This is a genomic window from Microlunatus panaciterrae (assembly GCF_016907535.1).
GTDB classification, from domain to species: Bacteria; Actinomycetota; Actinomycetes; order Propionibacteriales; family Propionibacteriaceae; genus Microlunatus; species Microlunatus panaciterrae.
The window spans coordinates 317,713-338,887 of record NZ_JAFBCF010000001.1 but is presented as its reverse complement, the minus strand read 5'-3'; the positions used below and the strand labels follow the sequence as shown (position 1 = coordinate 338,887).

Annotated in this window: 22 protein-coding genes and 1 pseudogene; 9 read left to right on the top strand and 14 right to left on the bottom strand. The window is 68.9% G+C overall.

The window, feature by feature from the left end; genetic code table 11:
* Position 1: 1 nt before the first annotated feature.
* A complete protein-coding gene (locus tag JOE57_RS01515; protein ID WP_204916078.1) occupies positions 2-376 on the top strand; it encodes a hypothetical protein in 375 nt (124 codons plus the stop codon).
* An 18-nt stretch (positions 377-394) separates the two neighbouring features.
* Here JOE57_RS01515 and JOE57_RS18855 read toward each other — a convergent pair whose 3' ends face one another.
* The 4 genes from JOE57_RS18855 to JOE57_RS01500 form a co-directional block, all read right to left on the bottom strand.
* Positions 395-529: a hypothetical protein gene (locus JOE57_RS18855; RefSeq protein WP_275588288.1), complete on the bottom strand. Its 135-nt coding sequence runs from the start codon at positions 527-529 to the stop codon at positions 395-397.
* Positions 530-605: 76 nt separating this feature from the next.
* The gene (locus JOE57_RS01510) at positions 606-1,397 is read right to left on the bottom strand and encodes an alpha/beta fold hydrolase (protein ID WP_204916077.1); all 792 of its coding nucleotides are present in this window, start codon (positions 1,395-1,397) and stop codon (positions 606-608) included.
* Positions 1,394-1,666 carry a hypothetical protein gene (locus tag JOE57_RS01505; protein WP_204916076.1) on the bottom strand — a complete coding sequence of 91 codons (273 nt, stop codon included), beginning with the start codon at positions 1,664-1,666 and terminating at the stop codon, positions 1,394-1,396. Before JOE57_RS01505 ends, JOE57_RS01510 begins: the two co-directional genes overlap by 4 nt.
* A gap of 6 nt (positions 1,667-1,672) precedes the next feature.
* Positions 1,673-2,893 carry a 3-hydroxyacyl-CoA dehydrogenase gene (locus JOE57_RS01500; RefSeq protein ID WP_338041098.1) on the bottom strand — a complete coding sequence of 407 codons (1,221 nt, stop codon included), beginning with the start codon at positions 2,891-2,893 and terminating at the stop codon, positions 1,673-1,675.
* Between the two features lie 63 nt (positions 2,894-2,956).
* Here JOE57_RS01500 and nucS point away from each other — a divergent pair, with 63 nt between their 5' ends.
* Positions 2,957-3,661, top strand: a complete 705-nt coding sequence (gene nucS, locus JOE57_RS01495) for an endonuclease NucS (RefSeq protein WP_338041097.1) — start codon at positions 2,957-2,959, stop codon at positions 3,659-3,661.
* Positions 3,662-3,750: 89 nt separating this feature from the next.
* On the opposite strand, the gene JOE57_RS01490 is transcribed toward nucS, so the two are convergent.
* From JOE57_RS01490 to mce, 7 genes and pseudogenes are all read right to left on the bottom strand, one after another.
* Positions 3,751-4,056 (bottom strand): DUF3349 domain-containing protein, encoded by a 306-nt coding sequence (locus JOE57_RS01490; RefSeq protein WP_204916075.1) that lies wholly within the window; start codon positions 4,054-4,056, stop codon positions 3,751-3,753.
* 73 nt (positions 4,057-4,129) lie between these two features.
* A complete protein-coding gene (locus JOE57_RS01485) occupies positions 4,130-5,125 on the bottom strand; it encodes an IS481 family transposase (protein ID WP_204916074.1) in 996 nt (331 codons plus the stop codon).
* A gap of 116 nt (positions 5,126-5,241) precedes the next feature.
* Positions 5,242-5,505 (bottom strand): hypothetical protein, encoded by a 264-nt coding sequence (locus JOE57_RS01480; protein ID WP_204916073.1) that lies wholly within the window; start codon positions 5,503-5,505, stop codon positions 5,242-5,244.
* Position 5,506: 1 nt separating this feature from the next.
* Positions 5,507-6,693: pseudogene (locus JOE57_RS01475) on the bottom strand (inorganic phosphate transporter).
* A gap of 290 nt (positions 6,694-6,983) precedes the next feature.
* Entirely contained in the window at positions 6,984-8,150 is a 1,167-nt protein-coding gene (locus JOE57_RS01470) for an AI-2E family transporter (RefSeq protein ID WP_204916072.1), read from the bottom strand.
* Positions 8,151-8,152: 2 nt separating this feature from the next.
* Complete coding sequence (locus JOE57_RS01465) at positions 8,153-9,574, bottom strand: coiled-coil domain-containing protein (RefSeq protein WP_204916071.1); 1,422 nt, start codon at positions 9,572-9,574, stop codon at positions 8,153-8,155.
* A gap of 62 nt (positions 9,575-9,636) precedes the next feature.
* The gene (gene mce, locus JOE57_RS01460; RefSeq protein WP_204916070.1) at positions 9,637-10,083 is read right to left on the bottom strand and encodes a methylmalonyl-CoA epimerase; all 447 of its coding nucleotides are present in this window, start codon (positions 10,081-10,083) and stop codon (positions 9,637-9,639) included.
* Positions 10,084-10,263: 180 nt separating this feature from the next.
* Between mce and JOE57_RS01455 the strand changes: the two genes are divergently transcribed.
* The 6 genes from JOE57_RS01455 (at position 10,264) to JOE57_RS01430 (ending at position 15,141) form a co-directional block, all read left to right on the top strand.
* Positions 10,264-11,469 carry an acetyl-CoA C-acetyltransferase gene (locus JOE57_RS01455; protein ID WP_204920127.1) on the top strand — a complete coding sequence of 402 codons (1,206 nt, stop codon included), beginning with the start codon at positions 10,264-10,266 and terminating at the stop codon, positions 11,467-11,469.
* Between the two features lie 7 nt (positions 11,470-11,476).
* Positions 11,477-12,520, top strand: coding sequence for a methylmalonyl Co-A mutase-associated GTPase MeaB (gene meaB / locus JOE57_RS01450; protein ID WP_425561302.1), 1,044 nt, complete (start codon positions 11,477-11,479; stop codon positions 12,518-12,520).
* Between the two features lie 62 nt (positions 12,521-12,582).
* Positions 12,583-12,747 carry a hypothetical protein gene (locus JOE57_RS01445; RefSeq protein ID WP_204916069.1) on the top strand — a complete coding sequence of 55 codons (165 nt, stop codon included), beginning with the start codon at positions 12,583-12,585 and terminating at the stop codon, positions 12,745-12,747.
* Between the two features lie 12 nt (positions 12,748-12,759).
* A complete protein-coding gene (locus JOE57_RS01440) occupies positions 12,760-13,296 on the top strand; it encodes a PH domain-containing protein (RefSeq protein WP_338041386.1) in 537 nt (178 codons plus the stop codon).
* 60 nt (positions 13,297-13,356) lie between these two features.
* Positions 13,357-13,875, top strand: a complete 519-nt coding sequence (locus tag JOE57_RS01435; protein ID WP_338041096.1) for a MarR family winged helix-turn-helix transcriptional regulator — start codon at positions 13,357-13,359, stop codon at positions 13,873-13,875.
* On the top strand, positions 13,876-15,141 hold the full coding sequence (locus JOE57_RS01430) for a DUF6716 putative glycosyltransferase (protein WP_204916067.1): 1,266 nt from the start codon (positions 13,876-13,878) through the stop codon (positions 15,139-15,141).
* Here JOE57_RS01430 and JOE57_RS01425 read toward each other — a convergent pair.
* A complete protein-coding gene (locus JOE57_RS01425) occupies positions 15,109-16,407 on the bottom strand; it encodes an acylneuraminate cytidylyltransferase (RefSeq protein WP_204916066.1) in 1,299 nt (432 codons plus the stop codon). The genes JOE57_RS01430 and JOE57_RS01425 overlap by 33 nt on opposite strands.
* A 137-nt stretch (positions 16,408-16,544) precedes the next feature.
* Between JOE57_RS01425 and JOE57_RS01420 the strand changes: the two genes are divergently transcribed.
* Entirely contained in the window at positions 16,545-18,239 is a 1,695-nt protein-coding gene (locus JOE57_RS01420) for a coenzyme B12-dependent isobutyryl-CoA mutase large subunit (RefSeq protein WP_204920124.1), read from the top strand.
* Between the two features lie 479 nt (positions 18,240-18,718).
* Here the strand turns inward: JOE57_RS01420 and JOE57_RS01415 are convergent, their stop codons facing one another.
* Both JOE57_RS01415 and pgm read right to left on the bottom strand, forming a co-directional pair.
* On the bottom strand, positions 18,719-19,405 hold the full coding sequence (locus JOE57_RS01415; protein WP_204916065.1) for a hypothetical protein: 687 nt from the start codon (positions 19,403-19,405) through the stop codon (positions 18,719-18,721).
* 82 nt (positions 19,406-19,487) lie between these two features.
* Complete coding sequence (gene pgm, locus JOE57_RS01410) at positions 19,488-21,122, bottom strand: phosphoglucomutase (alpha-D-glucose-1,6-bisphosphate-dependent) (protein ID WP_204916064.1); 1,635 nt, start codon at positions 21,120-21,122, stop codon at positions 19,488-19,490.
* Between the last annotated feature and the right edge of the window lie 53 nt (positions 21,123-21,175).

Sequence of the window (21,175 nt, the reverse complement as noted above, 5' to 3'; positions counted from 1 at the left end):
GGTGCTCGCTTCTGCCGGGTACCTCGTCGCGCTGGGGTTGACCTGTCTCGTCGAGGTGCCGTTGTTCCTCGTCGGCTGCCGGTCGATGGGCTGGCTGGGCGGTACCAGGGGCGGGACAGTCCTGCTCTGGTGGCAGGCTGCGCTCCTCGGCCTGGGAGCCAATCTCCTCACTCACCCACTGCTCTGGTCGGTGTCACTCCGACTGGACTCGGTCGGCCAGCTGCTGGGGGCCGAGGCGGGAGTGGTGGTGGTCGAGGCACTGATCACCTGGACCGTGGTCCGTCGACAGCTCGGCTGGTCGCTGCTGCTGAGTCTCGGCACCAACAGCGCCTCGCTGCTCGTCGGCTCGCTGCTCATGCCGCTCGTCCTGCGGTGAGCCGAGCGGGCGCCCGGCTCACTTACGGCCCCGGCGCAGGAATCTCACCAGGAAGATGGCGGTGACGACCGCGAGGATGGCCAGGACGAGCAGGATCAGCAGTGGGCCGAGGGTGGCGGGGCCCGCCGCGACGTCCAGCGGAAGCATCAGCATCGGTCTCCTTGGTGTGGTAACGAGTTCGGGGGACGACGGTCGACAGATATCTTCACCCATCGGCTGCCCGGCGGGCTCAGCGGTCGGCGTCGACGAACATCCGCAGGGCGGCGACGACCACCTCAGGCTGCTCGGAGTGCACCCAGTGGCCCGCGTTCTTGACCGTGACCAGCCGCACCTGGGGAAACAGCCTCCGCATCGTGTCGGCGTAGTCAGGGCGGACATACTCCGAACGAGCGCCGGCGATCCAGAGCACCGGGCCGGGGTAAGGCTCCGCCTCGACCTGAGGCCAGTCGGCCAGCTGATCGAGGTTGTCGCCGAGGAGCTGCAGGTTCATCTGCCAGCGCCAGCTGCCACCCTCGCGGCGCAGATTCTGCAGCAGGAAGGCTCGGACCCCGCCGTCCGGAACCAGGGGCTGGAGCGCTGCATCCGCACTTGCCCGGTCGGTCAGCCTGGCCAGGTCGAGCGAGCGCATCGCCTCGACGTAGTCGGCGAAAGCGCTGAGGCGTGCGTAGCGGACCGGTGAGATGTCCACCACACAGAGCCGCTCGACCAGCCGAGGGTTGCGCAGGGCCAGAGTCATCGCGACCTTGCCGCCCATGGAGTGCCCGACCACTGTCACCGCCTCGTTACCGCCGGACAGCTCCACCAGCAGGTCGCCGACGGAATCGGCCATCTCGACGTACGAGAAGTGGTCGCTCCACTCGGAGCGCCCGTGGTCGGGCAGGTCCACCAGGACGACCCGGTGGGTGTCGCTGAGCGCCTTGGCGATCGCCATCCAGTTCCGGCCCTGGCCGAACAGGCCGTGCAGGAAGGCGATCCGTGGTCCGCTGCTGCCCAGCTCGGCGTGATGCAGCCGGAGGCTCATCGGCGGCGCTGCCAGCAGGCGCTGTGCCAGTGCCGGCGCTCCTCCACGCCGCTGCTGGCGTGCAGGCTGGGCACTGCGGGCCAGACCACCACATGCGCCGTGCCGACCGGAACCAGCCGGTCGCATCCCGGGCAGCGGTAGGTCTTGGTCGCGGCCGCGCCGGGGATGCTGCGCACCACCCACCGGCCGTCGCTCTTGGTGGCGGAGGTCGCATGCCCGGCGGACAACGGTCGGGCCGGTCGGGTGTGCTTGCTGGGTCGTCGAGCCATTCGCCGTCAGCTCCGCGTCCGCAGCGCGGCCAGGGCCGCCTGAGGGTCGTCCGCTGCGGCCAGCCGTTCGAGCAGCAGAGCAGGACGATGACCGGGCTCTGCCGTCTCGGCGAACAGCTGCCGCTGCCCGGCCAGTACCGTTGCCGGGCCGTACTGGGCCAGTACATCGAAGGGGGCCGGCATCCGGCACCCCTGCACCATGCCGGTGTCGATGTCGTCGGGCGTCGCATAGTTGCTCTGAACCATCGCGCAGGCGTCGTTGAGGTAGCCCATCACCAGCGTGTCCGGCAGCTCGGCCGCTCGGCTGGCCGGCGGCGGCTTCACCGGACCGGGCTCGTCGGTGACGTCCGTGCCCGAGTATCCGTAGAAGCCCCGCCCGGACTTGCGGCCGAGCCGGCCTGCCGTCACCAGCTGGGTGAGCAACGGGGCCGGTGCGTGCAGCCGGTCCCGGGTCTCGTCGTACATCCGCACCAGCACCGCGTGTGCGACGTCGAGGCCGATCAGGTCGAGCAGGGCCAGCGGCCCCATCGGGTAGCCGGCGAGATCGACCATGCTCTGGTCGATCTCCTCCCGGCTGGCGAATCCGTCCTGGTAGAGCCTGACGGCGCGGTTCAGGTACGCGATCAGCAGCGCGTTGACCACGAACCCGGCCCGGTCGCCGCAGCCGATCGGCGTCTTCTGAATCGTGCGAAGGATGGCGTAGGTGCGCTCGACCGTGTCATCGCTGGTGCTCACCGTCCGGATCACCTCCACCAGGGTCTGCACCGGGGCGGGGTTGAAGAAGTGCACTCCGATCACACGCTCCGGCCGGGCGGTGGCGGCGGCTATCGCGGTAATGGAGAGAGACGAGGTATTGGTCGCCAGCAGCGCCTCGGGGGGAGCCAGCCGATCGAGCTCGGCGAAGAGTGCGGTCTTCAGGTCGAGCCGCTCGCTGACGGCCTCCACCACCAGGGAACAGTCCGCCACCGCCGAAAGATCAGTGCCGAGGTCTATCCGGCCGAGCAGCTGCTGTTGTCCCTCGGCCTCCAGCTTGCCTCTGGCGACGGCCCGTGCGGTCGACTTCTGCAGCAGCGACCGGCCCCGCTCAAGGGCGGCGGCGTCATTCTCGATGCCGCGCACGCGGTAGCCGCTGCGGGCGAAGACCTCGGCGATCCCGGCGCCCATGGTGCCCAGCCCGATGACAGCGACCAGCGCGCTTCCGGCCGGGTGCTCGTCGATGTGTGCCACTGAACGAGTCTTTCAGATGCCGGCATGGTGATGGCAACACACCGTTGCCGGTACGGTGGGGCGGTGCGTTTGGTGATTGCTCGCTGCCAGGTCGACTACGCCGGTCGGCTGACCGCGCATCTGCCGATGGCCACCCGGTTGATCCTGGTGAAGTCCGACGGGTCGGTCTCCATCCATGCCGATGACCGCGCCTACAAGCCGCTCAACTGGATGAGCCCACCCTGCACGTTGACCGAGCTGGCCGCGCCGCCAGCCGATCGGGTCACCGGGGTCGCCGACACGCTCAGCGCCATCTGGGAGGTCCGGGGCAAGGACGGCGACACCCTGCAGATCACCCTGGCGGAGATCCTGCATGACTCTTCGCACGAGCTCGGCGTCGACCCAGGTCTGCAGAAGGACGGCGTCGAGGCGCATCTGCAGGTGCTGCTGGCCGAACACCCTGAGACCTTCGGTCCGGGGTGGAGTCTGGTGCGTAGGGAGTACCCGACCGCGATCGGCCCGGTGGACCTGCTCTGCCGGGACGCCGAGGGCCGTTACGTGGCTGTCGAGGTCAAGCGACGCGGGGACATCGACGGGGTGGAGCAGCTGACCCGCTATCTGGAGCTGATGCGGCGGGACACGCTGCTGGGTGACGTCCGCGGGGTGTTCGCTGCCCAGCTGATCAAACCGCAGGCGAGGGTGCTGGCCGGCGACCGCGGCATCAGCTGCCTGACGCTCGACTACGACGCGCTTCGCGGTATGGACGATCCCAGCCTGCGCCTGTTCTGAACTCCTCCGCAGGCGCCTGTTCGCAACCGCCTCGTGGGCCGACTGGGCTTTGTGGTTCAGACGGGGGAGAGGCTGTCCGGGCGAGCGGGTCAGGTGCCCTCGTGCGGATCGGCCAGCGGCCAGCCGCCGGCTGCGAGCCGGGACCGCACCCGGGCGATGTCAGTCTCACTGGGCAGCTCGTTGGTGATCTTGGTGATGATCACCGCGATGTCCACGTTACCGATCGGCAGGTCGCCGTGCTCGACCAGGTCGGCGGCAACGGCGGCCACCTCGTCTGCCGACAGCCGGCGGCTCAGCAGAGCGACCAGCGGCACGTAGTCGTTCTCCGGGACGCCCTCGGGGTAGCCGGCTCGCAGCCAGCCGACGATCGAGCTGAGCAGGGGCGGGAGAGCCATGTCAGACCTTTCTGTCTAGTGCGGTCCGCTGGCCCCGTCCCACCGGACCGCTCCGGGTGTCACCGGCCGACGGCTAGCTGTGATGTCCAGCGAGGTTGGTCAGCCGGGTGACTGGCGGCTTGCCTCCGATGGCGGAGTGGGCTCGGTGATGATTGTAGAAGTGGAGCCAGCCGGGCAGGGCGGTGTTGCGTTGCTCGGTTGATTCATAGAACCGGGCGTAGGCCCACCCGTCGGCCAGTGTGCGGTGGAACCGCTCGATCTTTCCGTTGGTCTGCGGCCGGTAGGGACGTGTGCGCTTGTGGGTGATGCCAAGCTCGGCGCAGGCGTCGCGCCAGGCGTGGGACCTGTAGGCCGATCCGTTGTCGGACAGCACACGCTCGACGGTGACACCGTGGTCTGTGAACCATGCCGCGGCACGATGGAGAACCTCGATCGCCGTCGCTGCCTTCTCGTCGGCACAGATCTCGGCGTAGGCCATCCGGGAGTGGTCATCGATGACGGTATGCACGTATGCGGTGCCGATCAGCGGGCCACGCACTGGGCCTCTTCGCCGCTGGGTGTCGGTTGCAGCGCGGTTGCGATCTCCTTGCTGCTTGCCGAGGTAGCGCCATCCACCACCATCGGGAATGTTGCCGAACTTGGTGACGTCGACGTGGATCAGCGAGCCGGGGTGTGGGTGTTCGTATCGGCGCAGCGGCTCGCCTGTGACCCGGTCGATATGGCAGAGCCGGTTGATCCGACAACGCACCAGTACGGCGTGCACGGTGGAGGCCTGCATCCCAAGCCGGCCGGCGATCTGGACCGGGCCGAGCCGGTGCCGCCACCGAAGCCGCACGATCCGCCGGACCACGTCCGGCGTGGTCTTTGTCGGGCTCGAATGTGGCCGCGAGCTGCGGTCGACCATCCCGGCAGCACCTTCGCTCCGATAGCGGTCGGCCCACTTCTTCGCTGTGCGAGGCGCGACCATGAACATCTTCGCAGCGGCGGCGAAGGTCCAGCCGCGGTCGACGACGAGTTCGGCGAGCCGTAAACGGGCGCGGGGGGTGAGGGCAGCGTTAGCGTGGGACACGAGGGCCTCCGGTCAGCGAAGCGGTGAACTAGACAGCTCCACTTCACAACCGGAGGCCTTCGTCTGTCAGGCAGGCTCACCGATCCCCGGCGATACAACCTCCCTGGACATCACAGCTAGCCGAACAGCCGCTTGCCGAAGATGATGACGACAATGCCGAATGCTACGGCGGCGATGACCAGGCTGAACGCCAGTACGGCGCCGGTGAGCCCCAGTCGGGTCGGTCGGCCCAGTGCCACCTCACCATCTGCCGTCGTCGGACGCCCCGCTGTGACGGCACGGATGCCCAGGGCGAAGACGGCCGGGAGACCGGCGCCCAGCACCAGACCGACCAGCACCACACGCCAGAGGGCGTCGACCGACTTGAGCAGTACGTCCATCTCAGACCTCGACCTTCCGGGTGGCGGCCGGCGTCGCAGCCGGCTCCCACTCCGCGTTGACATTGTGCTGGTTGACGGGCCGGCGGTACGAGTGACGCCACAGCGCCAGGGCCGCGCCGACCAGCAGCAGTGCGACCACCCCGACCCCGAGCCCACCGCCGATGCTGTCGGCCATGAACCAGCAGACCGCACCGACCAGCGCCGCTGCAGGGAGGGTGATCACCCAGGCCACGACCATCCGGCCGGCGACTTTCCAGCGCACCAGCGCGCCGCGCCTGCCGACTCCGGTCCCGAGGATCGAGCCGGTGGCGACGTGCGTGGTCGACAGCGCCATGCCCACGTGGCTGGAGGAGAGGATGATCGCGGCAGAGGCGGCCTCGGCCGCCATTCCCTGCGGTGAGGCGATCTCGACCAGACCCTTGCCCAGAGTGCGGATCACCCGCCAGCCGCCGATGTAGGTGCCCAACGCGATGGCCAACGCGCAGGCCGCCTTGACCCAGAACGGGATCACCTTGAGATCGGTCCAGCTGCCGTAGGCGATCAGGGCCAACGTGACGACCCCCATCGTCTTCTGGGCGTCATTGGTGCCGTGCGCGAGTGAGACCAGCGAGGCAGAGCCGATCTGGCCCCAGCGGAATCCCGTCTCGCGGCTTCGGCCCGGCACCCTGGCCGCGATCGTATAGATCAACCAGGTACCGGTCGCCGCCACCAGGCAGGCGACGACCGGAGCAGCTACGGCAGGGATCACGATCGAGGAGATCACTCCGTCCCACTTCACCCCGCCGACGCCAAGCGCCGCGATGGCGGCGCCGATCAGGCCGCCGAAGAGGGCGTGCGAGGAGGAGGACGGCAGTCCGAACAGCCAGTGACCAGGTTCCACAGGATGCCCCCGACCAGGCCGGCGAACACCACGGTCAGGATCGGTGTGCCCATCAGGGCCGGTATCGGGCTGCCGTCGGCTCCCTGGATGTTGACCACCTTGTTACTCACAGTGAGCGCCACCTCGATCGAAAGGAAGGCGCCGACAAAGTTGAGGACCGCGGAGAGGGCCACCGCCACCTTGGGCTTCAGCGCCCCGGTGGCGATCGAGGTGGCCATCGCATTCGCAGTGTCGTGGAAGCCGTTGGTGAAGTCGAACGCCAAGGCGGTGATGATCACAATCAGCAGGATGAACAGTGCTTCTGTCACAGTTCCAGTGTCGGTAGCGCCCCCCGGACGGCCGAAATCCTGAGCCACTTCCCGGCCATTGTTCAGCCGATGTTTACCCCTCGTTCACCCCCGCTCGTTCCGCGCCCTGAGCCTGGTTCACGTGCCTGAGCCCGGTTCAACGTGCCCTGAGCTTGTCGAAGGGCCGCCCCTTGTTGTGTGCCCTGAGCCTGTCGAAGGGTCGCCCTCGTTATGTGCCCTTCGACAGGCTCAGGACACGAGCCCTTCGACAGGCTCAGGGCACGGGCCCTTCGACAGGCTCAGAGCGGGTGTCAGTGGGCGTCGAGGCGGGGTTGGGCCACTTCTCTCATCAGGATCAGAATGGCCGCTGCGGTCGGTACGGCGAGCAGCGCGCCGACGACGCCGAGCAGCGTGCCCCCGATCAGTGCCGCCACCACCACCACCGATCCAGGCACGTTGACCGACCGTTTCATCACCCGTGGCTGCACCACGTAGTTCTCGAACTGCTGATACAGGACGTAGAAGACCACCGCGGCGATACCAATCACCGGGCTCTGGACGAAGGCGATCACGCAGACGATCACCGCAGCGATGGTCGCGCCCACCATCGGGATGAAGTCGAGGATCGCCACCACCACCGCGAGCGCCAACGCGTACTTGTGCATGCCGATGACCATCAGGAAGATGAAGGTGAGCAGCCCGGCTGTTGTCACCACGACGAACATGCCCCCGAGGTAGGCGCCGATCTTGTCGAAGATCTCATCGGCCAGATAGCGGACCCGGTCCCGTCGAGAGGCGGGCGCCAACCGGTACAGGGCCCGCTTGATGGTGGGCATGGTCGCAAGGAAGTACAGCGTCAGGATCAGCAGGGTCAGGGCGCTGAAAACCGCACTGAGCACCACCTTGCCCGCGCCCAGGATTCCGCCGAACAGCTTGGTGACCAGGCCACCGGAGGTGAGGAACTGCTGGGCCTTCTCGAGCAGCTGGAACTGCTGGTCCACGGCGGCGATCTGCGGGTTGCGCTGCAGGTCGCCGAGCATGCCCGGCGCAGCGTCGATCAGCGAGCTGATCTGCTCGCTGAACACCGGGACGATGGCCAGGGTGGCAAGGGCCAGCACCAGCACGACGGCGAAGAAGACCACCAGCACCGCCAGCGAGCGCTTGAGACGCCGCCGGGTGAGCATCTCGACCATGGGGTTGAGTCCGAGCGCGATGAACATGGCCACCACGATCAGGATCAGGACCGACCGGGCCTGGATCACGGCCAGCGCCAGACCGTAGGCCAGCATCGCGCCTATCGTGCCGGTGAACCCGATCCGGAACGGGGACATCAGCTGCAGCGGTCGGCGGACTCTCGTCGCCTCCGGCGACGGTCCCGGCGTCAGTGCCTCGCCACCTGTGGCTGCGCCTTGTTGCGGCCCGATGTGCTCAGGGCCGGTGGGTTCGATGGATTCGGTCCCGGCGTCCCGGTCAGCCACGGTCACCGTGGGGAAGTGCTCTTGGGCGCACCAGGACCTGCCGCGGGTGGCGGACCCTGCTGACCCACCGGCGGCACCAGAATGGTGGCGTCCATGTCTTCTTCTTCCTCCTGCTGTGACCCCGACTGCTGTGTTCCGTGCGGCTGTGTTCCGTGCGGCTGTGTTCCGTGCTGCTGTGTTGCTGGCTTGCCGTCATCCGGGGACTCTCCGGCCCTCGAGGCTTTCGCCTGATGGGGTGACTGACCGTCATCCTCAGGCCGGCCTGCCTCCGAGGACGGTACGTGCTGGGTGGACGAGTCGTCGGTGGAGGGGGGCAACGACGGCGGCAGCGACGGCGGCCGCAGCACGGTGCTGTCGCCACTCTCGTTGTCGTCGAGATCCTGCAGGTCCGGAAAGTTCTCGGCCGTCTGGGAGGCGAGCGCGGACAGGCTGGCGAGCTGGTTGAGCACCGCCTGCTTGCGCTGCGACAGAAGCTCGGTCTCGCGGCGCAGTTGCTGCTTGCGCCAGGCGAACTCCTGCTGGGTGCGTTCGTTGATGGCCGCGGCCTGCTTCTTGGCGGTCGCGATCCGCTCCTCGGTCTCCCTCGAGGCGCGGATCTTCACCTTCTCCGCCTCCGCCAGGGCCTCGGCCCGGATCCGGGCTGCGTCAGCGGCATCCTGTTCCAGCCGCGCCGTCGACTCCTCGTGGTGCCTGGTGGCCTCGGCCAGCAGCGCCGCGGTCTTGGCGACGGACTCCTCATGCACGCTGCGCAGCTGGACGATGGCCTGCTCGCGTTCCTGGGCGATCTTGGCTCTGGTCTCGGCGACCTCACGGTCGACGTTCCGCCGGAGCGTCTCGGTATCGAGGTAGGCGGTCTGGCGCAGCGTCTGAGCTGCCTGCTCGGCCTCGCGGCGCAGTGCATCCGCCTGCCGTCGTGCAGCGGCGAGCACAGCATCTGCCTCTGCCTTGGCCTGCTCCAGCTGGTGCGCTGCATCCTCCTGACCGCGGGTCCTCAGCTGCTCGATCTCGGCTAGGCCCGTCATTCTGATGTCGGCGCCTTCACGCTCGATCGAGGCTTTGAGCGCGTCGGCCTCGCGGCGGGCGGCTTCCTTGATCTGTTCGGCGTCGGTGTTGGCGCGCTCGACGACGTCACGCGCCTGTTCCTCGGCCAGCCGAAGAATGTCGGTGGCCCGCCCACCCAGGCTGCTGTAGTCGACATCCTCCTTCGGCCGGGCGCCGCCGTCCGTCAACTGGTCCTGCAGATCGCCGATCTGCTGTTCCAGCGCGGCGATCTGGCGCCTGGCCTGGACCGCTCGGGCCTCCAGGCCGCGGACATAGTCGTCGACGGCGGTCCGCTCGTACCCGCGCAGAGCGGACGGGAAGTTGCCGGCCGCGCTCGCGGCATCGTCGAAAAGGTTCAGTCCGGTCTCATCGATTGAGCTCACATCAAGATCCTCTCGCCTGTCCCCCCAACCGTATCGTCCCTCGCGGGTCGGTGCCGAGAACACTAGTCGCGCTGGACCAGCTCGATTAGTACCCCGCCGGTGTCCTTCGGATGCACGAAGTTCACCCTCGAGCCACGGGTTCCGCGCCGAGCGCTCGGGTAGAGCACCCTCAGCCCGCGCCGCCGCAGCGCGGCAGCGGCGGCCTCGACGTCGGCGACCCGGTAGGCCAGCTGCTGCAGTCCGGGACCGGACCGATCGAGGAAGGCCGCGATCGCCGAGTCGGGCCGTAGCGGGGCGATCAGCTGGATCTCGGCCGCGTCGTCCGGGGCCCCGCGAGGAGCCAGCATCGCCTCGGCGACGCCCTGCTCCTCGTTCACCTCGCGATGTTTCAGCTCGAGACCCAGGACCTCGAGATGGAAGGCGATGGCCGCATCCAGGTCCGCTACGGCCAGCCCGACGTGGTCGACCGCCACCAGGCCGGGCAGGTCACCCGACAGCGTTGAGCTCATGCAGCAAGCCTGACAGACGCCGCCGCGTCCGTCGGGTCCCAGCCCTCCGGTGCGAGGGCGGCTGGGCAAGCCGGTGGGTGCGGTGCGGACTCCCGAACGCGGAGTCGGACGCCTCCGCGCGACTATTGTTGCGGTGAGCTCTCACCCACGGATGGCTCGTTGTCTGAGGAGGTCGACACGATGGGATCGGTCATCGTCGGCGGGGCCAGAACCCCGATCGGCAAGCTGCTGGGTGGTCTGAAGGACCTGTCCGGCACGGATCTGGGCGGTATCGCCATCGCCGGCGCGCTGGCGCGGGCCGGCATCTCCGGCGACCAGGTGGACTACGTGGTGATGGGTCAGGTGCTGCAGGCGGGCGCCGGCCAGATCCCCGCCCGACAGGCTGCAGTCAAGGGTGGCGTGCCGTTGACCGTCCCCGCCGTGACGGTCAACAAGGTGTGCCTGTCCGGCCTGAACGCGATCGCGCTGGCCGACCAGCTGATCCGGGCTGGCGAGTGTGACATCGTCGTCGCCGGCGGGATGGAGTCGATGACCCAGGCACCGCATCTGCTGCCGAAGTCCCGCTCGGGCTACAAGTACGGCAGCGTCGAGCTGGTCGACCATATGGCCTACGACGGACTGTGGGACGTGTTCACCGACCAGGCGATGGGTTCGCTCACCGACTCCTGCAACCGTGGTGCCGTTGCCGTCAGCCGGGAGGAGCAGGACGCCTTCGCCGCCCGGTCCCACCGGCGGGCGGCCCAGGCGATGAGCGCCGGCCTGCTCGACGACGAGGTGGTCGAGGTACGGGTCCCGCAGCGGCGCGGCGACGACCTGGTGGTGAGCGCAGACGAAGGGGTCCGCCCGGACACGACCGCGGAGTCATTGGCCGCGCTGCGACCGGCCTTCGGCAAGGACGGCACCATCACCGCCGGCTCGTCCAGTCCCATCTCCGACGGCGCAGCCGCCGTCGTCGTCACCAGCCGTCAGACGGCCGATCGCCTCGGGCTGAGTGTGGTCGCCGAGATCGGTGCGTACGGACAGGTGGCCGGTCCGGACTCGTCCCTGCAGCTGCAGCCGGCCAGCGCGATCGAGGCCGCCTGCAAGAAGCAGGGGCTTTCAGTCAGGGATCTGTCGGTGATCGAGATCAACGAGGCGTTCGCGGCGGTCGGGGTCGCCAGCGCAAGGGCGCTCGGGCTGACCGATGCCGAGGCTGATGAGCGGGTCAACATCCACGGCGGCGCGATCGCGCTGGGGCACCCGATCGGCGCCTCCGGCGCCCGGCTGGTGCTTCATCTGGCGCTCGAGCTGCAACGCCGCGGCCAAGGGGCTGGTGTCGCCGCGCTCTGCGGCGGCGGAGGCCAGGGCGATGCCCTGATCCTCACCGCAGCGGGACGCTCGGACTGACCGGGTCGTGGTCTCGGAACAGTCCGAACCCGTTCGGCCGGCGGCGGAGCGCAGACCGGCCGCCTACAACTCGGTGGCGGCGCTGGTGGAAGCGGTGCACCAGGGCAGTGCCCGTGCGGTCGGCCGGCTGATCAGCATGGTCGAGAACGGGTCGCCTTCGCTGCGGGAGGCGATGCGCCTGCTTGCCCCCAGCACCGGGCGTGCACAGGTAGTCGGCATCACCGGGTCTCCGGGGGTGGGCAAGTCCACCACCACCACCGCGCTGGTGGCTGCGCTCCGGGCCGAGGGGCAGCGCGTCGGCGTTCTGGCGGTCGACCCGTCCTCGCCGTTCTCCGGCGGAGCCCTGCTCGGAGACCGGGTGCGGATGCAGTCGCACGCTCTGGATCCCGAGGTGTTCATCCGCTCGATGGCCAACCGGGGACATCTCGGGGGCCTTTCGGTGGCTGCTCCGCAGGCGCTCCGGGTGTTCGACGCCGCAGGATGCGACACCGTACTGGTGGAGACCGTCGGGGTGGGCCAGTCCGAGGTCGAGATCGCCTCGGCGGCCGACATCACGCTGGTGCTGCTGGCGCCCGGGATGGGAGACGGGATCCAGGCGGCCAAGGCCGGCATTCTCGAGATCGGTGACATCTTCGTGGTCAACAAGGCTGACCGCGAGGGTGCGCAGTCGCTGATCCGTGAGCTCCGCAGCATGGTCGCGCTGGCCGAGCGCACCCCGCAGGAGTGGAAGCCGCCGATCGTCACCACGGTGGCGTCCAAGGCGGAGGGCGTCGACGACCTGCGGGCGGCGATCGGACGGTTCCGGCTGCAGGCGGAGAAGACCGGAACTTGGCAGGAACGTCGATGGGAGCGGGCCCGCCGGGAGGTGCAGGGGCTGGCGCTGGGCTTGCTGCGGTCGCGCTTCTCCACCCATCCCAGGACCGGCCTGGATGCTCTGGCGCTCGAGGTCCGCGACGGCCTGCTGGACCCCTACACGGCGGCCGACCGGGTGTTGGCGCAGCTCGCGCCGCCACCGGCGTGGCAGCAGGACTCGCCGCCGACGATGCGGTAGAAAGAGTAGATGCCCTGTGTCCCCGTGGACGTGGTCCGAGGAAGAAAGCCGAGAGGTCTGACATGAAGTGGGTCAAGAAGATTCTCTTGATACTCGTCGTGACCTTCGCTGCGTTCTACCTGATCACCCGACCTGCCGACGCCGCGTCGGCCGTCCGCGGGGTTTTCGACGCCATTGGGAGCGCCTTCTCCTCGATCATGACCTTCTTCACCTCGCTTGCGGGGTGAGCGTTGAGCGGCGTGCTGAGCCGGATGTTCGACCCCAAGGTGACCACCCACCTGATCGCGGACGAGGGCGAGATCATCATCGATGAGGTGCGCCGTCACTGGATGGCCATTCTGGTGCCGATGCTGCAGTTGGCCCTGGCGATGCTGATCTTCGTGACAATGCTGTTCTTCCCGTCGGGCTACGCCTGGGTTCCCTTCGCCGCCGGACTGGGCCTGGCGCTGTACGCAGGTGAACGCATCGCCGAGGAGCACATGGACCGGTTCGTGATCACGAACATGCGGGTCTTCCGGGTGCACGGCATCTTCTCCCAGCACACCGCAACCATGCCGATGTCGCGGATCCTCGACATCGCCGTGCACAAGCCGATGATGGGTCGCCTGTTCGGCTACGGGCACTTCGTCTTCGAGTCAGCCGCCCAGGACCAGGGCCTGCGTGAGATCAGGTACGTCGGCCGCCCGGACGAACGCGACCTGACCATCCAACGTGTCATCCAGCGGTCAGGCCTGCGGGGTGGCAGCATGCTGCCCGCGCCCAGGGACGAGGACTAGAGTGGTCCCGCTGTGCAGCTGCCGCCCAGACCGCGAACCTCGACGGGAGAACCTCCGCCAGTGACTGAGACCGTTGCGAAGTCCAGCCGCAGCCCGCTGCCGTTCGACCCGATCCAGGAGGCGGCCCGGCTGTGGTCCGGACACTGGGACGAGATGCCTCGGATGCGCGCTGTCACCTCGCTGATGCGGGTACATCAGCTGGTGCTGACCGAGCTGGACGAGCTGTTGCGGCCGATGGGCCTGACCTTCGCCCGATATGAGGTGTTGGTGCTGTTGTCGTTCTCCCGTCGTGGCTCGTTGCCGCTGGGCAAGATCGGTGAACGGCTGCAGGTGCACGCCACCTCGGTCACGCCGCTGGTCAAGCGACTGGAGACCGCCGGTCTGATCACCCGGACACCGCATCCCGAGGACGGTCGCGCGGTACTGGCTGCCATCACGACCAAGGGTCGGGCAGTGGTGCAGCAGGCCACCGAGGCCATCGTCGGCGCCCGGTTCGCACTGGCCTCGATGACAGAGGACGAATGCGACCAGCTGACCAGGCTGTTGACGGCGCCGCGGTCCGCGGCCGGAGACTTCTGAGTGGTCCGGGTGCTCGGCATCGCCGACTCGGACTCCTACCTGAAGTGGAGCTCGGCCACGCTGGCAGCGATGCCGGCCGACTGGCAGACCGAGCAGGTGGTGGTCACGAACCCGATCCAGCCGTCAGCAGCGCAGGTGGCGCACGCCGCCGGCGACCGCCCGGTCCGCGTCCTCTCGTTGGCGAGGCTGGCCGCCTGGCTGCTGACGCACCGCCCGGACGTGGTCATGGTCGCCTGCACCGGGCCGGTGGTCCAGGCGATCCTGTCGTTGCCGTACCTCCGGCGTGGGGACCGGCGCCCGGTGTTGCTCACCGGCCTTCCGGGCATCAGCATTCCGGCCACTGTCCGTGCGGTGGAGTTCCGCGCCGGTGCCGACCTCTTCCTCGTGCACAGCGTCCGGGAGCGGCGGGAGTTCGCAGCCATCGGTGCTGCACGAGGGATCGAGCTCGGCTTCGTGCTGGCCTCGCTGCCCTTCGTCCGTCGCGCCGACGAGGTTGCTGGGGAGCACTCCGAACGGGCGGACCGGGTGTTGTTCGCAGCACAGGCCAAGGTGCCCCGCGAGCCGGAACAGCGGCGGGCGGTCCTGACGGCGCTGGCGGCCAGCCCACGGCTGCGACCGGTGGTTAAACTGCGGGCCGCTGCCGGGGAGGAGCAGACCCACAGGGAGCGGTGGCCCTATCCCGAGCTGTGGGCCGGGCTGGTGGCCGAGGGCGCCGTCCAGGCGGACGCGGTCGAGTTCACGGCCGGGTCGATGGAGCTGGCTCTGCGGACGACCGCGGGATTCGTCACGGTCTCCTCGACGGCTGCGCTGGAGGCGATGGGCGCCCGGATACCGGTACTCGTTCTCGGCGATTTCGGAGTGTCGGCCGAGATGATCAACCTGGTGTTCACCGGCTCGGGCTGTCTGGGCACCCTGGACGACCTGCGTGCGGGTCGGTTCTTCACCGCCAGTACCGAGTGGTTGGCCGAGAACTACTTCCACCCCGCTTCGAACAATGACTGGCTGCCGGCCCTGACCGCCCTGCTGGAGCGGCGTGGTCGCGCCGGGCTGCCCGGCAGGGAGCCGCAGCCGGTCGGTAGCAGCCGGTCCCGGAGCCGGTGGTTGCTCCGGCTGCTGCTGCCCGAGACCGCCTGGTTGACGGTGACCAGGCTTCGAGCCCGGATTCGACGGCTGCGCCGGCGTGCGCTGTCGCTTCGGGGCCGCACGCTCCGGGTCGACCAGGGGCGGCAGCCGTTAGTGGACGTCGGAGAGCAGCGGCACCACTGAGGAGGCCGGTCCGGCCGGAGCCTGCTCCACGGCCGCGAGCACCCGCTGGCAGAGCTCCCGCACCGCGCCCCGGCCGCCGGGGCGTTCCAGGACCACCCGGGCCGCGGCCAGTACCCGCGGATGGGCGTCCGGGACGGCGATCGGCCAGCCGACGACGGCGAGCGCACCGAGGTCGTTGACGTCGTTGCCGACGTAGGCGGTCCGCGCAGGGTCGACGCCGCGCGCGGCCAGCCAGCCGAGCAGTGCCGTCGCCTTGTCGTCGACTCCCTGCAGGACCGCGACTCCCAGCTTCTCGGCCCGGGCCGTCACCACCGGGTTGCGCTCCTTGGACAGGATCAGGAAGCCGACGCCGCTGCGGCGGATCTCGCCGATCCCCAGCCCGTCGCTACGGCTGACCCGGACAGTCTCGCGACCGCCCTCATCGACGTAGGCGGTGTCATCGGTGTGGACGCCGTCGAAGTCGGTGACGATGGCGTCGACGTCGATGGCCCACCCCTCGCCGGCCCATCCGCCGACCATCACAGCGGAGGCCTCCGCCACCGCCGCGCTCGAGTCGGCCGGGGCAGCGATGGCGTCGGCCAGGGGAGCGACGGCGTCGGCCAGCGCCAGCTCGTCGGCGGTGTCGATCTCGACCGAGCCGAGCTGCTGCACGGGAACGATGCCGATCCGGCCGAAGAACCGGTGTCGATGCTGCCGGAAGCCGTCGGTACGCATCGCGTAGAACGCGCCGGTCTCGCGGAAGTCGGGGCGGCGGTCCTGTCGTCGGGGCCGGCTGGTCTGGTCATGGTTCTGCCCGACGACGCACCCCGTCCCCGGCGACAGCGCCGGGTCCACGTCGCGCCACAGGAACTCGAAGGTCTCCACGCCCGCCAGTACGGTGTCGGCGCTGCCGCTGATGACCTTCGCCACAGCGCTGTCCAGGTCTGCCGGGGAGATGAAGGGGCTGGTGCACTGGACGAACAGCAGGACGTCGAAGACCGAGCCGCGGGCCTCGAGCCACTCCAGTGCATGGAGCAGGGCCGACTCCGAGGTGGCGGCATCACCGGCGAGACCGCCGGGCCGGTCTATCACCTGGGCCCCGGCTCGCCGCGCGGCCGCCGCGATGGCCGAGTCGTCGGTGGTCACGAAGACGGCGTCGACCAGGTCGGCCTCGGTGCAGGCCGAGACGGCCCGCTCGATCAGAGACCGGCCGCCGACCAGGCGCAGGTTCTTGCGGGGCACACCCTTCGACCCGCCACGGGCCGGGATGACGGCAACGGTTCGCATGCCCGGAACCTAGCCGCGTGATCTTTCCGGGCGGTGAACTGCGGATGACACCCCGACGACTGCTGCTCTGCGCGGTGGCTGCTGCTGTTCCGCAATGTAGTAGGACGTCCTACTATCAGGGAGAGGAGGTGCTGGTCATGGAGCAGCCCGGCAGGCAGGATTGGCAGGATGCCTACGCGGCGGCGCTGGCGAAGGGACAGGTGCGCAAGGCGGACTTCACCACCCTGTCGGGGGTCGAGGTTGACCCCGTGTACGGACCGCCGCCCGACGCCGACGACCCGCGGATGGAGCGGATCGGCTGGCCCGGTGCTTTCCCGTTCACCCGCGGCCTCTACCCGACCGGCTACCGCGGCCGGGAGTGGACCATTCGTCAGTTCGCCGGGTTCGGCAACGCCGAGCAGACCAACGAGCGGTACAAGATGATCTTGGCCGCCGGCGGGGGCGGCCTCAGCGTCGCCTTCGACATGCCGACGCTGATGGGACGTGACTCCGACGACCCGCAGAGCCTGGGCGAGGTGGGCCACTGCGGGGTGGCGATCGACTCCGCCGCCGACATGGAGCGATTGTTCGAAGGCATCGACCTCGGCGCCGTCACCACCTCGATGACCATCTCCGGGCCTGCGGTGCCCATCTTCTGCATGTACGTGGTCGCGGCCGAGCGGCAGGGCGTCGATATCGCCACCCTGAACGGCACCCTGCAGACCGACATCTTCAAGGAGTACATCGCCCAGAAGGAGTGGCTGTTCGCGCCCGAGCCGCACCTTCGGCTGATCGGCGATCTGATCGAGTACTGCACCAGCACCATCCCTGACTACAAGCCGTTGAGTGTCTCCGGCTACCACATCCGTGAGGCCGGCTCGACCGCCGTGCAGGAGCTGGCGTTCACCCTCGCCGACGGGTTCGGCTATGTGGAGCTGGGGCTCTCCCGCGGTCTGGAGGTGGACGCCTTCGCCCCCGGGCTGAGCTTCTTCTTCGACGCGCACGTCGATTTCTTCGAGGAGATCGCGAAGTTCCGTGCCGCCCGGCGGATCTGGGCCCGCTGGCTCCGGGATCGCTACGGCGCTCGTACCGAACGCGCCCAGTGGCTGCGCTTCCACACCCAGACCGCCGGCGTGTCGCTGACCGCGCAGCAGCCCTACAACAACGTGGTCCGTACGACGGTGGAGGCGCTGGCTGCGGTGCTGGGCGGAACCAACTCCCTGCACACCAACGCACTGGACGAGACGCTGGCGCTGCCGACCGAGGAGTCGGCCGAGATCGCGCTGCGCACCCAGCAGGTGATCGCCGAGGAGACCGGCGTCACCAACGTCGCCGACCCGCTGGGCGGCTCCTGGTATGTCGAGGCGTTGACCGACCGGATGGAGGCCGAGGCCGAGGCGATCTTCGCCCGGATCCTCGAGCTCGGCGGGGGAGCCGGCGCCGCTCACCCGATCGGCCCGATGACCGCCGGCCTGCTGCGCGGGATCGAGGACGGCTGGTTCATGGCCGAGATCGCTGACGCGGCGTTCGCGTACCAGACCCAGGTGGAGAAGGGTGACAAGCGGGTGGTCGGGGTCAACTGCCACACCACCACAGTGACCGGTGACCTCGAGATCCTCCGGGTCAGCCATGAGGTCGAGGTCGAGCAGCGACGGGTGCTGGCCGAGCGTCGGCAGACGCGGGACCAGTCCGCTGTGGACGCCTGCCTCGCCCGGCTGGTGCAGGCGGCCAGGAGCAACGACAACATGGTCGAGCCGATGCTGGCCGCAGCACGGGCGGAGGCCACGCTGGGAGAAATCTGCGGAGCGCTCCGGGAAGAGTGGGGCGAGTACACCGAGCTCGCCCAGTTCTGACTCTGCCGACCCCGCAGGACGACCTCGACGGCCGACCCGCAGCACAGCCCGACGCCTCCTGCGGCGGCGCCTAAGGGTGGCGGAGCCGAAAAGTCGTCAGACCGCGAGTTTTCGTGCCGGGCCTGTGGGTGGCGGGGCCGAGAAGTCGTCAGACCGCGAGCTTTCGGACGAGCGTGAGCCTGGCAGGGCCGAGAAGTCGTCCGATCGCGAGTTTTCGTACCGGAGCGTGGGCCTGGCAGGGCCGAGAAGTCGTCAGATCGCGAGTTTTCGTATCGGAGCGTGCGGGTGGCGGGGCGGAAAAGTCGTCAGATCGCGAGTTCTGTCGGGCGACGGCGCCGCTGCGGTTGAGAAGTCGCGGCGTGACGAGTTTTATGCCCGGGCAAGCGATCTCCGCCCATGAAAAGTCGCGTTCTGATGAGTTTTGGCGCCAGAGAGAGGGGCGGATCAGGCCCGCCGGCGGAGGCCGCGACCGGCCAGCATCACGGAATCGCCCGCAGGCTCCGACCGAGGTTGACCCGGGACTCCTCCAGGTGCGTGGCGTCGGTCAGCAGCGTCTTGCAGACGTTGATCTCCGCGACCAACAGGGCACGGAGTCGCGCATCGGGGTCGGGGGCGGTCGAGCTCAGGATGCCGTGCACGGAGAAGCGGACGATGGCGGGTGCGGACCGCCTGACATAGGCTCCCGGGCCCGGTTTCGCTCCGACCCAGAACCTCGATGCCCACCGTGCCGCCAGCGGTGTGCGTTCGAGCGCCTCGCGGGTCGGTTGGCTCAGGCTGTCACGTGGTCGGCCGTCGAGCTGGGCCAGCATCCGCTCGGTGGTGAGCAGCCCCACTGCCAGGGCGTTCTGCCGTTCGGCCGGGGACTCGGACAGGGCGGCGATCGCTGCCGTCCTGGCGATCAGCGCATACCACCGCAGGCCGTCCCCGTTCAGCCCGATCACCTCTGGGACCAGCACAGCCAGTGCGGACCGGGCCCGGTCGGAGGTGTTGTCGTTGACGAGCCGGGCCAGGCTGGACAGCAGCGGGTGGGTGCAGGCCGGGTCGTCGGTCCACGGCTCGCCAGCCAGGTAGGACGCCATCTCCATGAAGCAGGCGCCCTTGCGCGGGTTGCGGTGCCTGCCCACCGAGAGGATGGGCATGAACTCCCGGGAATCGACGCCAGTCATGATCACCTCACCTGCCTACCTGAGAATTCCAGTGTCTCCCCGGATGGCAGTTAGCGGAAGACCTCTTGGCGAGGAGTTCGGGTCAGCCGCCCAGCGTCGCCGAGACGACGGCCCTGGCCTCCTCCTGCACGCGGGCCAGATGCTCCGGTCCCCGGAACGACTCGGCATAGATCTTGTAGACGTCCTCGGTCCCGGACGGACGGGCCGCGAACCAGGCGGACTCGGTGCACACCTTCAGTCCGCCGATGGCGGCCCCGTTGCCCGGCGCCTCGGTCAGGATCGCGGTGATCGGCTCGCCCGCCAGCTCGGTGGCGGTCACCGCCGATGCGTCGAGCTTGGCCAGCTTGGCCTTCTGCTCGCGGTTGGCCGGCGCGTCCACCCTGGCGTACGCGGGAGAACCGTGCTCGGCCTCCAGCGCGGCATACAGCTCACTCGGACTCTTTCCCGTCACGGCCCGGATCTCGCTGGCCAGCAGGGCGAGCAGGATGCCGTCCTTGTCGGTGGTCCAGGTGCTGCCGTCCAGCGCCAGGAAGGACGCCCCGGCAGACTCCTCGCCACCGAAGCCGATGCTGCCCGAACGGAGTCCGTCGACGAACCACTTGAAGCCCACCGGGACCTCGATCAGTCGGCGGCCCAGCTGGGCCGCGACCCGGTCGATCATCGACGACGACACCAGGGTCTTGCCGATGCCGGCGTCCGGGCGCCAGCCGTCCCGGTTCGCGTACAGGTATTGGATGGCGACCGCGAGGTAGGCGTTCGGGTTCATCAGCCCGGCATCCGGGGTGACGATCCCGTGCCGGTCGGCGTCGGCGTCGTTGCCGGTGGAGATGTCGTAGTCGGTCCGGTTGTTGATCAAGCTCGCCATCGCGTTGGGGGAGGAGCAATCCATCCTGATCTTGCCGTCGGTGTCCAGGGTCATGAACGCCCAGCGCGGGTCGACGGTGTCGTTGATCACCTTCAGGTCGAGGCCGAGGTTCTCGGCGAGGTAGCCCCAGTAGTGCACGCTGGCCCCACCGAGGGGGTCGGCGCCGATGTGCAGGTCGCTGCCGCGGATGGCCTCCAGGTTGAGCGCGTTCGTCAGGTCGTCGCAGTAGCGGCCCAGATAGTCGAACCTGTTCAGCTGGGAGGAGACCGCCTCGAAGCGGGAACGCCTGATCGCCCGCGGGTCGGCCAGCAGCTCGTTGGCTCGCGCGGCGATGGCGGAGGTGGCGTCGGTGTCGGCCGGCCCCCCGTGGGGCGGGTTGTACTTGAAGCCACCGTCCCGCGGCGGGTTGTGCGAGGGCGTGACGACAATGCCGTCGGCGGTGTTGCTCGCATCATGAGTCTTGTTGTGGACGACGATCGCCCGGGACACCGCCGGGGTGGGGGTGTACTCGTTGTCGTTCTCGGAGCAGACCTCGACGCCGTTGGCGATCAGCACCTCGATCGCGGTGGTCCAGGCGGGCCCGGACAGGGCATGGGTGTCCTTGCCGATGAAGAGCGGACCGGTGATGTTCTGGCTGGCGCGATACTCCACGATGGCCTGCGTCGTGGCAGCGATGTGCGCGTCGTTGAAGGCCGCGTCCAGACTGGCGCCACGGTGCCCGGACGTGCCGAACACCACCTGCTGGTCCGGGTTGGTCGGATCCGGGGTCAGGTCGTAGTACGCGTTGACCACCGCGTCGACGTCGATGAGGTCTTCAGCCTGGGCCCGCTGGCCTGCGCGAGGATGTGCCATAGCGACATTGTGCCGTGTGCCGATCGGCGTCGACCTGCCGTCGTCGGATTATC